At 70.0% G+C, this 14,976-nt stretch carries 14 protein-coding genes; 8 read left to right on the top strand and 6 right to left on the bottom strand.

The annotated features are described in order from the left end of the window. The 3 genes from NQ160_RS08395 to NQ160_RS08405 form a co-directional block, all read right to left on the bottom strand. Positions 1-631, bottom strand: a 631-nt coding sequence (locus NQ160_RS08395) for a carbohydrate ABC transporter permease (RefSeq protein ID WP_257514772.1), incomplete at its 3' end; no start/stop codon positions are given. A gap of 58 nt (positions 632-689) precedes the next feature. Beyond that, positions 690-1,979, bottom strand: a complete 1,290-nt coding sequence (locus tag NQ160_RS08400) for an ABC transporter substrate-binding protein (RefSeq protein ID WP_257514773.1) — start codon at positions 1,977-1,979, stop codon at positions 690-692. Positions 1,980-2,003: 24 nt separating this feature from the next. Next, positions 2,004-2,945 carry an N-acetylmuramic acid 6-phosphate etherase gene (locus tag NQ160_RS08405; RefSeq protein WP_257514774.1) on the bottom strand — a complete coding sequence of 314 codons (942 nt, stop codon included), beginning with the start codon at positions 2,943-2,945 and terminating at the stop codon, positions 2,004-2,006. Between the two features lie 94 nt (positions 2,946-3,039). On the opposite strand from NQ160_RS08405, the gene NQ160_RS08410 reads away from it, so the two are divergent. The 4 genes from NQ160_RS08410 (at position 3,040) to NQ160_RS08425 (ending at position 7,317) form a co-directional block, all read left to right on the top strand. Beyond that, positions 3,040-4,107 (top strand): serine hydrolase domain-containing protein, encoded by a 1,068-nt coding sequence (locus NQ160_RS08410; RefSeq protein ID WP_257514775.1) that lies wholly within the window; start codon positions 3,040-3,042, stop codon positions 4,105-4,107. After that, the gene (locus NQ160_RS08415; protein ID WP_257514776.1) at positions 4,104-4,985 is read left to right on the top strand and encodes a MurR/RpiR family transcriptional regulator; all 882 of its coding nucleotides are present in this window, start codon (positions 4,104-4,106) and stop codon (positions 4,983-4,985) included. Before NQ160_RS08410 ends, NQ160_RS08415 begins: the two co-directional genes overlap by 4 nt. Positions 4,986-5,080: 95 nt before the next feature. Beyond that, positions 5,081-6,127: a lactonase family protein gene (locus tag NQ160_RS08420; protein WP_257514777.1), complete on the top strand. Its 1,047-nt coding sequence runs from the start codon at positions 5,081-5,083 to the stop codon at positions 6,125-6,127. A 269-nt stretch (positions 6,128-6,396) separates the two neighbouring features. After that, positions 6,397-7,317, top strand: a complete 921-nt coding sequence (locus tag NQ160_RS08425; protein WP_257514778.1) for a lytic transglycosylase domain-containing protein — start codon at positions 6,397-6,399, stop codon at positions 7,315-7,317. A gap of 21 nt (positions 7,318-7,338) precedes the next feature. Here NQ160_RS08425 and NQ160_RS08430 read toward each other — a convergent pair whose 3' ends face one another. The 3 genes from NQ160_RS08430 to NQ160_RS08440 are packed head-to-tail and all read right to left on the bottom strand — an operon-like array spanning position 7,339 to position 10,011. After that, a complete protein-coding gene (locus NQ160_RS08430; protein ID WP_257514779.1) occupies positions 7,339-8,337 on the bottom strand; it encodes a transketolase family protein in 999 nt (332 codons plus the stop codon). Beyond that, the gene (locus tag NQ160_RS08435; protein ID WP_257514780.1) at positions 8,334-9,209 is read right to left on the bottom strand and encodes a transketolase; all 876 of its coding nucleotides are present in this window, start codon (positions 9,207-9,209) and stop codon (positions 8,334-8,336) included. Before NQ160_RS08435 ends, NQ160_RS08430 begins: the two co-directional genes overlap by 4 nt. A 31-nt stretch (positions 9,210-9,240) precedes the next feature. Beyond that, a complete protein-coding gene (locus tag NQ160_RS08440; protein ID WP_257514781.1) occupies positions 9,241-10,011 on the bottom strand; it encodes an SDR family NAD(P)-dependent oxidoreductase in 771 nt (256 codons plus the stop codon). Positions 10,012-10,171: 160 nt separating this feature from the next. Here NQ160_RS08440 and NQ160_RS08445 point away from each other — a divergent pair, with 160 nt between their 5' ends. The 4 genes from NQ160_RS08445 to NQ160_RS08460 all read left to right on the top strand — a co-directional run bounded on the left by NQ160_RS08445 (position 10,172) and on the right by NQ160_RS08460 (position 14,736). Continuing rightward, entirely contained in the window at positions 10,172-11,512 is a 1,341-nt protein-coding gene (locus tag NQ160_RS08445) for an MFS transporter (protein ID WP_257514782.1), read from the top strand. 114 nt (positions 11,513-11,626) lie between these two features. Next, the gene (locus NQ160_RS08450; RefSeq protein WP_257514784.1) at positions 11,627-12,280 is read left to right on the top strand and encodes a GntR family transcriptional regulator; all 654 of its coding nucleotides are present in this window, start codon (positions 11,627-11,629) and stop codon (positions 12,278-12,280) included. Positions 12,281-12,343: 63 nt separating this feature from the next. After that, complete coding sequence (locus NQ160_RS08455; RefSeq protein WP_257514785.1) at positions 12,344-13,270, top strand: hypothetical protein; 927 nt, start codon at positions 12,344-12,346, stop codon at positions 13,268-13,270. Positions 13,271-13,383: 113 nt separating this feature from the next. After that, positions 13,384-14,736, top strand: a complete 1,353-nt coding sequence (locus tag NQ160_RS08460; protein ID WP_257514786.1) for an HNH endonuclease — start codon at positions 13,384-13,386, stop codon at positions 14,734-14,736. Positions 14,737-14,976 lie beyond the last annotated feature (240 nt).

Here is a 14,976-nt window from a genome sequence, read left to right on the forward strand (position 1 = left end):
GCGACGCGGCCTCATCGAGCTCCTGCGGGATGCCGCCGAGCGCTGCGCCGTACAGCAGCACCGGGAACCCGATCCACTGCCAGGCGGTCACGAACACGACCACCCAGATCGCCGTCTGCGGGTTGCCCAGCCACGGCTGTGCGAACTCCTCGAGCCCCACCGCGCGCAGCACCGCGTTGACCGGACCGAACAGCGGCGACAGCATGAGCGACCAGAGGTAGCCGATCACCAGCGGCGAGACCAGGTAGGGCAGCGTGTACATCGTCTGGAAGAACCGCTTGAGCCGGCCCATCCGGTGCAGCAGCACCGCGAGACCCAGCCCGACGGTGTTCTGGAACACCATCGCCCCGAAGAACAGCATCAGGTTGTGGACGAAGGCGTTGGGGATGTCGGTGCTGTAGGGCAGCTTGGTGAACAGCGTGACGTAGTTGTCGACCCCGGCGAAGTCGCCGCGGACGATGCCCGTCCACGAGAAGAACGAGTAGCTGAGCGCGGTGAACAGCGGATAGGCGATGAACACCGCGAACAGCACGAGCGCGGGGAGGACGAAGACCATGCCCGCCCGGCGGGACAGGGTCACGCCGGTGGTGACGCGCTTGCGGCGCACCTTCGGCACGGCGATGGCGGACATGGTCTTCGTCACTCCTCGTTGAATGGATGCCGTCAGCTGACGACGTCGGGGTCGCGGGTCACTGCCCGGGCGTGAACCACTGCGAGATGCCTGCCTGCAGGTTGGCCGCCGCACCCGCGGCATCCACCTCGCCGAGGAACATCCGCTGGATCTCGGTGCCGAGCACGGCGGTTCCGAGCGGCTCGCCATAACGGAAGTTCACCAGCAGCAGGTACGGGGCCTGGCTGGCTTCGTAGTTGTCCCACGCCTCCTGCATGACCTCGTCGGAGTAGGTGACTCCGGGGATCGCCGAGAACTGGTTCAGCTCGTCGGCGACGAGCTGGCCGAACTCGGGGGTCGCCAGCCAGTTGAGCAGCGTGAACGCGGCGTCCTTGTTCTTCGACTTGGCGTTGATCGCGAAATTGCCGTCGGCGTAACCGGGCGAGACGGGCTGGTCGAGCACGGCGTCCTCGGGGAGCGGCACCTGGTACGAGCCGAACTCGAGGTCGGGCGCCTGGTTGCGGAACGTCGCGATCTCGAACGAGCCGCCGGGGAACTGCGCAGCCTGACCCGAGGTGAACTGGATCTGGCTGTCGGTGTAGCCGACACCCACGACGTCGGGCGTGAGGTACGGCTGCACCTCCGAGAGGATCTCGAGCGACGCGACGTAGTCGGGGTCGGTGAAGTCGGTCTCGCCGGCGAGCACCTTCTGCTCGAAGTCCGACCCGCCGTAGCGGGCGCTTCCCATGACATCGGCGAACATCGGCAGCACCCAGTCGTCCTTGGCGCCCAGGGCCATCGGCGTGATGCCTGCGGACTTCAGCGCCTCGTTGACCTCGATGAACTCATCCCACGTCGTGGGCACCTCGAGCCCGTTGTCGTCGAAGATCTGCTTGTTGTAGAACATCTGCAGCGTCTGCGTCGCCAGCGGCACGGCGTAGATCTTTCCGTCGTCCTTGCCCTTCGCGCCGGCGATGACGCTCTCGGCGATGGCGTCGAGTCCCTCGACCTCGCCGTCGATGGGCTCGAGCTGGCCGGCCTCGATGTTCGGCTGCAGCTGCCCATAGGCGCGCACCATCGGCACGTCAGGTCCGTCGCTGCCGGCGAGCCCGGTGGTGAGGATCTGGTTGTACTCGGTGTTCTGGAACGCCTCGAACTCCACGGTGATGCCGGGGTTCTGCTCCTCGAACACGTCGAAGATGGTGTTGTAGGCCTCGACGTCCTCGGTGCGCCACGACCAGACGGTGAGCGTGACGTCCTCCTCGGTCGCCGCGGTGTCGTCGTCGCTGTTCGCGCTGGGCGCGCAGGCGCTGAGCACGAGCGCGGACCCCGCCACGAGCGCGGCGGTGGTGAGGAAGCGTGTCCTCATGGGGTTCTCCTTCGGTGTGGGTGATCAGGTCGGGTACGACTCGGTGGTGCGCGGGGCTGCGTCGGCGGATGCCGCGGCGAGCGCGGCGCGCACGGACCCGTCGTTGCCGGTGAGCAGGGCACGGGCATCGGTGGGCGCCACGTCGGCGAGCGCGGCGACGATCGCGGTCTTCAGCTCGCCGTCGGCGGCGGCGAGCACGTCGCGCGCGGCCTGCTCGTCGAGACCGGCTGCCTGCTGCAGAATGCGCACGGTCCGAAGTCGCAGCTTGGCGTTGGTGGCCACGACCGACACCATGAGGTTCGACCACGTCCGCCCGACGGCGACCATGAGCGCGGTCGAGAATCCGTTGAGCACGAGCTTCTCAGCGGTGGCGGCCTTCAGTCGCGTGGAGCCGGTGAGCACCTCCGGTCCGGTGTCGACGACGATGTTCGCGTCGGCGAGAGGGGCCAGGGCCGCGTGCGGGTTGCTGGAGACGAGCACGGTGTAGGCGCCGCCCTCGCGCGCGGCGGCGAGTGCGCCGCCGACGTAAGGGGTGTTGCCGCTCGCGGCCAGGCCGAGGGCGACGTCGTCGGGGCCGAGGCCCGCGGCGTCGGCACGGCCGGCGGCCTCGGAGTCCTCGGCATCCTCCACCGCCTTCACGAGCGCCGCCGGTCCCCCGGCGATGTGGCCGATGACCCGTTCCGGCTCGAGGTTGAACGTGGGCAGCAGCTCCGCGGCATCCAGCACGCCCAGGCGCCCCGACGTGCCCGCGCCGAAGTAGTGCACCGTGCCGCCGCGGCGGAACCGCTCGGCGGCGACGTCGACCACCTCGGCCAGCTGCGGCAGGATCGCCTCGACCGCGTCGACAGCCACCCGGTCCTGCGCGTTGAGCAGGCGCAGCACCTCGAGACTGGCCAGGGCGTCGAGGTGGGTCGACGCGTCGAGGCGCAGCTCGGTGGGAGGCAGCGGGAGGGGGTGCACAGGCATCGGCCGGACTCGTCCTAACACGTCATCGGGTGGTCGAGAACCCAGTATGGACAAAACTGTCGCTCTTGCAAAGGTTCTCGGTTATTTTTTTCATGTGCGTAACGAGAACGACATCGATGCGGTCCTCCGGGCGGGCCTCGACGACGGCGTCTTCCCTGCCGCCGCACTGCTCATCGCCATCGACGGCGAGGTGGTGGCCGAGCACGCCGTCGGCCGCACCCGCACGTGGGACGCAGCGGGCGCCCCGGCCGCCGAGGCGTGGCCAGAAGCGGATGCCACGACCCGCTTCGACCTCGCTTCGATCACCAAGCTCGTGACCGCGGCGACACTGCTGACGCTGCTGCACGAGCGCGGCGGCGACGCGTCGCTGCCCGTGGCTCAGGTGCTGCCGGAATTCGCGGAGCCTTCGCTGCAGAACGTCACCGTGGCGCACCTGCTCAGCCACACCGCGGGGTTCCCGCCCGAATGGCACGACCGCTCCCCCGACCCCGGCGCGGCGAGGTTCCGGACCGGGGCGCGGCCCGTCGACGCCCCGGGCGGGCACCGGTACTCGTGCGTCGGGTACATCTGGGCGGGGTTGGCCGCCGAGGCGCTGGGGGGCGCCTCGCTCGACGTGCTGGCCGAGCGGTGCGTGCTCGCGCCGCTGGGGATGCGCGAATCGGGATTCCGGCCGCCCGCGGTGCTGCGCAACCGCGTCGCGGCGACCGAGTTCCAGACCGACCCGGCGCGCGGCATGGTGCAGGGCGAGGTGCACGACGAGACCGCCTGGGCGCTCGGTGGGGTGGCCGGCAACGCGGGCCTCTTCGGCACCGCGCGCGACCTGCTGCGCCTCGCCGAGGCGCTGCGCCAGCCACCCGGTGACAGTGCGCTGCCGGCATCCGTCGTGCGGGCGATGACCACACCGGTCGCCGTCGCCGACGACGGGTACGGGCAGGCGCTCGGGCCGCGCATCGACGAGACGTGGACCGGTGGACTGCGGCGGCCCGTCGTGAGCCACACCGGCTTCACGGGCACCGCCGCCGCGACCGAGCCGCGGGGGCGGCGGTCGGTAGTGTTCTTGACCAACCGGGTGCATCCGCAGCGCACCTCGGCCGAGCCGATCCAGGCGATGCGTCGCCGGGTCACCGATGCCGCCGCGGCGGCCTGGGGAGACCACCGATGACCGACGTCTTCGTCTCACTGCGTCAGCACATGCCGTCGCTGTCCAAGGCCGAACGGCGCATCGCCGACGTCGTGCTCGACCAGCCGTCGGTGGTGGTCGAGTCGTCGATCACGCGGCTGGCCGAGCTCGCCGACACGTCGCCCGCGTCGGTGGCGCGGTTCTGCCGGGCGGTCGGATTCGGCGGGTACAAGGACTTCCGCATCGCGATCGCGGCGGCCCACAGTCGCGAGCAGGCCGCGCGCGAGCTGTTCCGCGTCGACGACGCCGACATCGACGCGACCGATTCGGCGCTCGACGTGGTGACGAAGGTGGCCTACGAGGAGGCGCGCGCGATCGAGGAGACCGCGCGCAGCCTCGACCTCGAGGCGCTGGATGCCGTCGTCGCCGCAATCAGGGGCGCGCACCGCATCGACGCGTTCGGGGCCGGGTCGAGCGGGCTGACGGCACAGGACCTGCAGCTGAAGCTGCACCGCATCGGCGTGCCGACGTTCTGCTGGTCCGACGCGCACCTCGCCCTGACGTCGTTCGCCCTGACCGGGCCGGGCGGGGTGGCGGTGGCGATCTCGCACTCCGGGCAGACGCTCGAAGCCAACCAGGTGCTGGCGCTCGCGCGCGAGCGCGGCGCCACGACGGTGGCGATCACGAACTACCCCGACTCCCCCATCGCCGACGTCGCCGACCATCTGCTGGTGACGAGCGCGCGGGAATCGCGCTACCGCACCGGGGCGATGTCGAGCCGGCTGGCGCAGATGGCGATCGTCGACTTCGTGGTGGTGCGGCTGCTGCAGGGCGAGATCGACCGCGCCGGCGAGCTGCTGCGCCGCACGTACGACGCCGTGCAGGGGCATCGGCTCGACGGCGGCACCCCCGGTCGCTGAGCCCGGTCGTCGAGCGGGCGAAGCGAGACGAAACGCCCGCGCAGCCCCGCGCAACCTCTCCACCGCAAATCCACCCGGCCTCCTACGATCGACACATGACCGACTCGACCGACACGCGCCTCGTCCTCGTCGCCAACGCCGGAGACGGCTCCCTCAGCACGTTCCGGCTCGCCGACGGCGAGCTCGAGCGCCTCGCCGTCACCGGCGGGCTGACGGGCTGCTCCACCTTCGCCGTCGACGCCGAGCGCGACCTCGTCTATGCGGCGGTCAAGGGCGATGCCGAGGGCGAATCCGCCGGCATCCTGACTCTCTCGCTCGACCGCGCAACCGGTCAGCTCACCCCGCGCTCGCGCCGCGACGTGCCGGGCAGCATGAACTACGTCGCGCTCACCCGCGGCGGCACCGGCCTGCTCGCCGCGTCATACAGCGGCGGGCTCGGCATCACCTGCACGATCGCTGAAGGTGTGGTGGGTGAACCGGTGTCGCGGATCGAGTTCCCGAACCTGCACTCGGTGCTCCCCAGCGCCGACGGCCGCTTCGCGTACTTCGTCTCGCTCGGCGCCGATCTCGTCGCGCAGTACGCGCTGGCCGACGACCTGGCCCTCGTGCCGCTCGAGCCCGAGACGGTCGCCGCTCCCGCCGGCAGCGGGCCGCGTCACCTGGTGCTCAACGACGCGCAGGATGCCGTGTACGTCCTCACCGAGTTCTCCGGCGAGGTGCTGCACTACGCGCGCGACACCGAGACGGGCGCGCTGACGCTGCAGGATGCCACGACCGCGTACGACACCACCAAGGGCCTCGGCCACAGCGAGTTCGGCGCCGACCCGATGGCGAACCACTACATCTGGGGCGCCGATCTGCACTTCTCCGACGGCGGGCGGCGGCTGTGGTGCTCGGAGCGCACCGAGAGCACGCTGGGCGCGGTTTCCGTCGCCGCCGACGGGTCGGTGTCGGCGCCTGAGCGGTTCACCGTGACCGAGCCGCAGCCGCGCGGATTCGACGTCAGCCCCGACGGCGCGTACCTCGTGGCGGCGGGCGAGCGCTCGACGACCGTGTCGCTGTACACGATCGACGGCGACGATCTCAACCTGCGACAGCGCGCAGAAACCGGCGTCGGCGCGAACTGGGTGCGGTTCGCCTAGATCGCTGTGAGCTACCGGCGAAAGCGGGGTCTGACCACGCGTTTTCGCCGCTCGACTCCCAGGTAACGTTCAGGTAACGCACCGGAACCGTCCAGAAAGGGCAACCAAACTCGGGCACTTGTATCCGCCCGAACGGATTGCGATGCGCCACAACCGGCGCGCCCTCGACATACGGAACCGGTTTTCTCTTGCTTTCAGACCCGACTGTCCAGCACTCCCGCCGCACCAACCGCCAGACCGAACGCCGCTCGCGACGTCGCCCAATTCTGGTGGCGGCGACGCTTGTGGTCGGCCTCGCAGCCGCCGCGTGTTCCACCGGAACGCCCGTATCGACCGCCCAGGCCCTGAGCGCCACCGCGCCGACCTTCGTCCTCGCATCGTCGATCACGCCGCTGCACCCCGACGCCCCCGAGGCGTCGACGCCCAGCGACGTCGTCTCGGCCGCCGATGAGGCCATCGCGGTCGCCCAGGTCGCCATGACGCACTCCCAGACCGTGGCCGCGGACATCGCGGCATCGGGACTCGACATCGGCTCGCCCGTCACCTCTGTCGACACCGCAGCACTGCAGTCCGAGGTCGAAGAGCTGCAGCGCGCACAGGCGCTCGAGTTCGCCGACCTCGAGGATGCCATCGACGACGTGCATGCCGAGGCAGCCGAGGTCACCGAGGCGGCCGCCGGCCTGCGCGGGCGGCTCGACGCGGCCATCGCCGCCGAGGCCGAGCGCGTCGCCGCAGAGAAGGCCCGCCTCGAGGCCGAAGCGGCCGCCGCCGCTGCAGCAGCCGCCGCCGCGGAGGCGCAGTCGGCCCGGCCGACTTCGTCGGGTTCGACCGCCGCCGCAGCCCCCACCCCGAACTATGCGACCGGCGGCGCCGTGGGCGGCACGAGCCCCGCTGACGCGCAGGCGACGGCGCGCGGAATGCTCGCCGGCTACGGCTGGGGCGAGGACCAGTTCGGATGCCTCGTGTCGCTGTGGAACAAGGAGTCGGGCTGGAACTACCAGGCGCACAACCGCTCGAGCGGCGCCTTCGGCATTCCTCAGGCCCTTCCCGGCAGCAAGATGGCCAGCGCCGGCGCCGACTGGCAGACCAACCCCGCCACGCAGATCGCCTGGGGCCTCGGCTACATCTCGGGTCGCTACGGCTCGCCGTGCGGCGCGTGGGGTCACTCGCAGTCGGTCGGCTGGTACTGAGCGAGGCCTGACACCCCGCCCCTACCCCGCCGCGCGCAGCTCCCCGCGCACCCGCGCGACGATGGCATCCGTCGACAGTCCGTAGCGCTCGTGCAGGGTCGGCAGGGCGCCGGCATCGAGGAACCGGTCGGGCAGCGCCACGGGCACCACCCGGCGCGCGACGCCACGACGCACCAACGCGGACGCCACCGTCTCGAACAGGCCGCCGACGACCGTGTGGTTCTCCAGGGTCACCGCGAGACGGGGAGTGTCGAGCTCGCGCACGACGGTGTCCTCGTCGAAGGGCTTGATGGTGGGTGCGTGCACGACCGCGACATCGATCCTGTCGGCCGCGAGCCGCTCGGCGGCCTGCAGCGCGCGCATGGTCATGAGCCCGCTCGAGACGAAGACGACGTCGGCTCCGGGGCGCAGCACCTTGGCCTTACCCAGCTCGAACGTGTAGTCGTACTCATCGAGCACCGTGGGCACGCTGCCTCGCAGCAGCCGCAGATAAGTGGGACCGGGCGCGGCCGCCAACTGCGGCACGGCCTGCTCGATGTCGACGGAGTCGCACGGGTCGACGATCGTGAGGTTCGGCATGCCCCGGAAGATCGCCATGTCCTCGGTCGCCTGGTGACTGGGCCCGTACCCGGTCGTGAGGCCAGGGAGCCCGCCGACGACGTTGACGTTGAGGTTCGGCTCGGCGATGTCGAGGCAGATGAAGTCGTACGCCCGTCGGCTCGCGAAGACCGAGTAGGTGGAGGCGAAGGGCACGAGGCCCACCTCGGCCATGCCCGCCGCCGCCCCGAAGAGCAGCTGCTCGGCCATCCCCATCTGGAAGAAGCGCTCGGGGTGAGCCTGGCGGAAGATGTGCATGTCGGTGTACTTGGCCAGATCCGCGCTGAGTCCGACGACACGCTCGTCGCTGTCGCCGAGCCGTGCGAGCGCGTGCCCGAACGGAGTCGGGGCGGTCTTCTGACCCGCATCGGCGAACGAGGCGATCATCGCCGACGTCTTCAGCCTGGGTGCTGTGGTGCTCATCGTGATGCTCCCTTGAATCCGGTGATCAGCTGTTCCCGGCAGATCGACCACTCGTGCTCATCGATCCGCATGAAGTGGTTCTTCTCGCGCTGCTCCAGCAGCGGTACGCCGCGCCCGACCGTCGTGTCGCACACGATCACGTGGGGCGCCCCGGTGGCCTGCCGCCCACCGATGGCGTCGAAGGCCTCGAGGAGCGCCTGGGGGTCGTTGCCGTCCACCCGCTGGGTGTGCCAGCCGAACGACTCCCACTTCGCCTCGACGGGCTCGATACTCAAGACGGATGCCGTCGGCCCGTCGGCCTGCAGCGCGTTCATGTCGACGAGCGCAATGAGGTTGCCGAGCCGATGGGATGCCGCGCCCATCGCGGCCTCCCACGTGGACCCCTCGTTCAGCTCGCCGTCGGAGAGGAAGTTGATGACGCGCGCGTCACTGCCCTGGTGCCGCAGCCCCAGGGTCATTCCCACGGCGACGGTGAGGCCGTGCCCCAGGGAGCCCCCGGAGATCTCCATGCCAGGGGTGTAGCTGGCCATGCCCGACATCGGCAGCCGGGAATCATCCGATCCGTAGGTGTCCAGCTCCTCCACGGGCACGATGCCGGCTTCGGCGAGCGCGGCGTACAACCCGATGGCGTAATGCCCGGTGGACAGCAGCAGGCGGTCCCGCCCCGCCCAGCGGGGGTCGCCGGGGCGATGGCGCAGCTGGTCGATGTAGACCGCGGCGAAGATGTCGGCGGCACCGAGCGCCTGCCCGACATATCCCTGCCCCTGCACCTCCCCCATGTGCAGGGCGTTGAGCCTGATGCGTTGTGCGGCTTCGCGCACACGCTGCGTGCGCTGGGCCACGTCTGCGGATGCTGCGGTGGTCGTGGTCACGTTCCACTCCTTCGTGTCGTGCGGCAGCGGCTCAGTGAAGGTGCGAGCCGCCGTTGATGTCGATGGTGGTTCCCTGCAGGTATCCGGCGGCGTCGCTGGAGAGGAAGACGAAGATGGCGGCGACCTCCTCAGGGGTCGCGGTGCGACCGACCGGGATGTCCCGCGCGATCGCCGCTTCCTGCTCCGACGAGCTGCCGACGCGGATGTTGGTGTCGACGGCGCCCGGGGCCACCGCGTTGACCGTCACGCCGCTTGGCCCGATCTCGCGGGCGAGTGCCTTGGTGAAGCCGAGGATCGCGGCCTTGGCTGCCGAGTACGGCACTTTGCCGAAGACACCGCCACCACGCTGGGCCGATACCGACGACATGTTGACGATGCGTCCGAAGCCCTGCTCGAGCATGCCGGGCAGAAACGCCTTGGTCACGAGGTAGGTGCCGGTGGCGTTGACCGCCATGACGGTGTTCCACAGCTGAAGCGTCGTCTCGAGGAAGGGCACCGGCGAAGTGATGCCGGCGATGTTCGCCAGAGCGCCTACCGGAGGCAGCACCCCCGCTGCGACCTGCCCGGAGACGGCGGCGTGGGCGCGGGCGACCGATGCCTCGTCGGCGACGTCGATGGGCCCACCGAATGCCGGCACTCCGATGTCGATGCCGATCGACTCGGCGACCTCTGCGGCAAGTTCGCCGTTGAGGTCGAGCAGGGCGACCGCCCAGCCGGCATCCGCATATGCCCGGGCCACGGCCCGACCGATCCCCCGATCCGCTGCGGCCCCCGTGATCACCGCAGTACGTCTGCTGGTCATGTTCCCCGTCCATTCCCCGCGACATCGCGGTGGGTCCATGGAAACACAGTCCCGCCGACAGTACAACTGTCCGACTGTTGACAATGACGGGAAGGTGCTCGCATACTGGCCGTGCACCGCATCACCGCGGTACACACAATGGCGTGAGAGAGGGATCGAGATGACCGACGACGTCACCCGCATGCGCGGGCCCGTGAACGGCACGGAATCAGTCAAGAAGGTCGCCGTCGGATCCGGCGTGGGGGCGGTCATCGAGACCTACGACTTCATCGGGTTCGGCACGGCCGCTGCGCTCTACTTCGGCACGGCGTTCTTCCCGGGAAACGACCCGGTGACCGGCACGCTGCTGTCCTTCGCCACCCTCGGCGTCGGCTTCGCCGCGCGGCCCCTGGGCGGCATCATCGGCGGACACCTGGGCGATCGGGTCGGGCGCAAGCCCGTGCTGGTCGCCTCGCTCATACTCATGGGTGTCGCCACGTTCGTCATCGGCCTGCTACCCACGTACGCCACGGCCGGAATCGTCGCGCCGATCCTGCTCGTGATCGTGCGTGTCATCCAGGGACTCGCCTTCGGCGCCGAGTGGGGCGGGGCCATCCTCATGACCTACGAGCATGCGCCGTGGAGGAAGAAGGGATCGTTCACCGGGATCGTGCAATCGGGGTTCCCCGTCGGGCTGCTGCTGGCGAACCTCGTCTTCCTGGTGACGGTGCACCTGCCGGGCGACTGGGCCTGGCGCGTGCCCTTCCTGGCGAGCATCGTGCTCGTCGCCGTCGGCCTCGTCATCCGGTCGAAGGTGCCGGAGTCCCCGGTTTTCGAAGACGTGAAGAAGACCGGAGAGGTGCTGAAGTTCCCGCTCCTGACCGTGATCAGGAACGACTGGGCGAACATCCTCCGAGGAATCGGCCTGCGCGTTGCCGAGACCGCGGGCTATGCGGTGTCGGTGACCTACCTCATCTCCTACCTCAACGCCAACCAGATCACCGAAAGCTGGCAGACGCTCACCGCGCTGTGCATCGCCGCAGGCATCGGCATCTTCGCCACGTGGGGCTGGGCGAAGCTCACCGACCGCATCGGGCGCCGACCCCTCTACATCGTCGTCTGCGCACTGGGCGTGGTCTGGGGCTACCTGATGTTCCTGGGCGTCAACACCGCCGTCTACCCGATGGTGGTCATCGTGATCGTGCTGTCGTACACGGTGTTCCAAAACGCGCTGGCGGGCGCCCAGGGCGCCTGGTTCCCGGAGCTCTTCACGGCGAACACCCGCACATCGGGCGCGTCCCTGGCCTATCAGATCTCCGCGATGGTCTCGGGGTTCACCCCGTTCGTGACCACGCTGCTGTTCACGTCCTTCGGCTGGATCGGCCCGGCATCCCTCTTCTCCTTCTACGCGCTGATCGGCCTCATCTCAGCACTCCTCACGAAGGAGACGTGGACACCGCAGCAGCGGGCGTTCGCAGAGCGGGCGAGCCGAGAGACCGCGCCGGCGGTGGCCGCACGATAGCCGTGCCCGTCGCGCCGGGCACCAGCCCGGGGCGACGGCCTCGCCGGCGAGGCGCAGGCAGCCCATAGACTGCTGATATCGGACATTGTCGACAATCGGATTGTAGGTCATCACGTGGCGGAGAGTCCCTCCCTCCTCGGCCTGCAGCGCACCACGCTGCGGATGCAAGCCGTCGAAGCGCTGCGGCACGCGATCGCGTCGGGCGAGCTTGCGCAGGGCTCCCACGTCTCCGAGATCGAGATGGCCGGCCGGCTGCAGATCAGCCGCGGCACGCTGCGCGAGGCGATGCGCACCCTGCAGCTCGAAGGCCTGCTGACCGAAGGCGGCCGGGGTCGCCTGATGGTGCGGCAGATGAGCGAGCAGGAGCTGCGCGACCTGTTCCAGGTGCGTGCGGCGCTCGAAGCGCTGGCAGCCCGCACCCTCGCCGTCCGGGCGGACCGAGAAGAACCCGTCGCCCGTCTGACGGAGATGGCGAACAGAATGGCGGGGGTCCCCGAATCCCTCGAGCACCGCATGCGCGCCGACCTCGACTTCCACCTCGAGATGTGCCGACTCACGGGCAACGAAACGCTCGTGCGCGCCTGGACGGCTCTCGAAGGCTCCATCCAGATGTCGATCACTCACTCCGGTCTCGATCGGGCGATCGAGAACATGAACGTCGCACGCCACCTGGCGCTCGTCGACGCCATCGCGACCGGCGACCCGGATGCCGCTGCCGCTGCCGTGCGCGAGCACATGGACGCCGCGGCGCACGTGTTGATCTCCTGATCCCGCCGCCCCGCCCCTAGGCTGGCGCCGCCGGTCCACGTCGAGCCCGGCCGAGGGGGAGCCATGAGTGCCGAGCCTGTCACGTCCGCGCCGGTGGATCGGATGTTGCCGCGCACCCACCCGCTCTGGCTCTTCCCTGTCACCGGGGCGACTGCCGTGCTGGTCGGACTGCTCCCGTGGCTCCTCACCGGCGCCCGCATGCCGATCCAGAACCTGTGGGCGTTCACACCGACGGTCCCGCCGATCGTGCTGCTGCCGTTCAGCCAGTACTCGGTGGGCCTGATCTTGTCGGTGATCGTCGTCGGCGCCGCTCTCGCCGGCATCGCAGGCCGCGCGCTCGGCGCCCGCTCGAGACGGTCGGGAACGGCCCTGCTGCTCGCCGCCGTCGGCCTTCTCCAGCTGGCTGCCGTTGCGCAGACCGCCGTCACGGTCGCCGACACCTTGCAGGAGCGCACCGAGTCGACGATCTACGTGGTCGGCCTGAGCCTCGGCTGCGTGCTCACGGTCGCCCTCGGGCTGGCCGTCACGACCCTCATCGCGACCGCGCCGCGCGCCGGCGCACTGCTCGGTCTCGCGGTCGGCTCGGCCGTCACCAGCGGATGGCTGTCCTCGATCATCGTGCCTTTCGGCTCGTCTCCCGCGACGCTGCCCGCCGCCATGTGGCTGGCGCAGTGGGTGCCTCCGGTGCTGGTGGGCGCGGCGATCGCGTGGACGGGCGTCGACACGGCGGGGAGGATCATCGCGGCCATCGCGGCCGTTGTCGCAGTCTGGATGACGCCGGCTTTCATCACGGGTCTGACAAACGCGGTCGGCTCGCGCGTACTGGCCGAGAGCCCCGCCGACATGCTCGACTACGGGCTCGGCGTGTTCCGCATGGCCCTGTTCGAGCCTGCGCTGGCGTTGCCGCCGATCCTCACCGCAATCGTCGTGGCCGCGATCGGTCTGGCCGTCCGCGCTCTCCTGGGCCGCCGTCGCGCCGCCATCGCCTGACCCTCTCCCAGGCGGGCGGCGAGCGCGGGTTGCCGCGACCCCCGCGCCCGGAAGTTATCCACAACCGCCCGGACACTCGAACAAATGTCCGAGGTTCGCGCGACAATGGATGCATGCCGAAGACCAGCTACCTCCCCGCCGACGAGGCCGCGGCGCGCGCTGTCGACCGGCTCGGCGAGGTGCTTCCCGACCTGATCGGGGTGCGCGAGCAGATGGCGCGCCTGCAGGCTCATGAGGCTCGGCTGCTCGCCGAGACCGACGCCATCGTCGACGACTGGGTGACGGATGCCGGACTGCAGCACCGCTCCGAAGCCGAGATGCCGCACCGCATCGCGGCATCCGAGATCGCCGCCGCCTGGCGCGTCAGCGACCGCACCGTGCAGCGGCAGATGGGCGACGCCTCCACCCTCGTCAACGACTACCCGGCCACCCTCGCCTCACTCGAAGCGGGCCGAATCTCCAGCGCCCACGTGCGCGTCATCGTCAGCAACGGCGCGATCATCACACGTCCTGAACTGCGCGCCGAATACGAAGCCGCCATCCTGCCCTACGCCGAATCCGAAGCGGCGACGCGGGTGGCGCCGATCGCGCGGCTCCGCGCCCAGTGGTTCTCCGAGACCACCGTCGACGAGCGCCACCACCAGGCGCGGTTGCGGCGCAGCGTCTCCATCACCGACCTCGACGACGGCATGGCCGAACTCGTCGCGGTCTTGCCCGCTGCGCTCGCTCACGGCGCGTACGACCGCATCTCGCAGACCGCGCGCATCGCCCAGACGACACGCGCTTCGGGCGGCGATGACGACGCTCTCATCCCGGCCGATGCGGTACAGGCGGATGCCACCCCCGACACCCGCACGCTGAACGAACTGCGCGCCGACGCGCTGAGCGACCTGCTACTCACCGGCGCGCCGTCGTCGGTCGCGATCCCCGGCGGGCTGGATTCGATCCGCGCGAACGTGCAGGTCACGGTGCCGGTCCTCACGCTCATCGGCGACCACGTGGCCGATCCCTTCGAATCCACCACCCTCGTCGGGCACGGCCCCATCGACGCCGCGACGGCACGCACCCTCGCGGCCGGCGCACCCGGGTGGGACCGCATCCTCACCCACCCGATCTCGGGGGCGGTCCTCGCCGTTGACCGCTACCGCCCCTCCGAAGAGATGCGCCGCTACCTGCGCACCCGCGATCAGCACTGCCGATTCATCGCCTGCCGGGTGCCGGCTCGGCTGTGCGACATCGATCACACGATCGACCACGCGCGGGGCGGGCCGACCGCCGTCTGCAACCTCGCTCACTTCTGCGAGCGACATCACACCGCAAAACACCACTCGACCTGGCGCGTGGAACAGCTCGGTGGCGGGGTGCTGAAATGGACCTCGCCCACGGGCCGGGTCTACATCGACCGCCCGGTGAGCGAAGTCGCGTTCGCGACCGAACCCGACGAGTTCGACTCCCCGCCGTTCTGAGGTCGCAGCCGCACTGGTGTCATCCCTCCTCCCTGAGCTCCGTGGTGGATTACCCCCCCGTTGGGAGGCGCACAGCCCCGACGGCCCGTCAACCCCGCCGCACGCTGTCCGCACCCCGGAGTAGACCATCCGCATGAGCAGAACACGCGAATGGCTGGACGGATACATCACCGCCTGGCAGACCGAGAACCCCGACGATGTCCGCGCCATCTTCACCGATGACGCCGAGTACTGGTTCCG

The sequence above is a fragment of the Microbacterium sp. zg.Y909 genome, assembly GCF_024626565.1.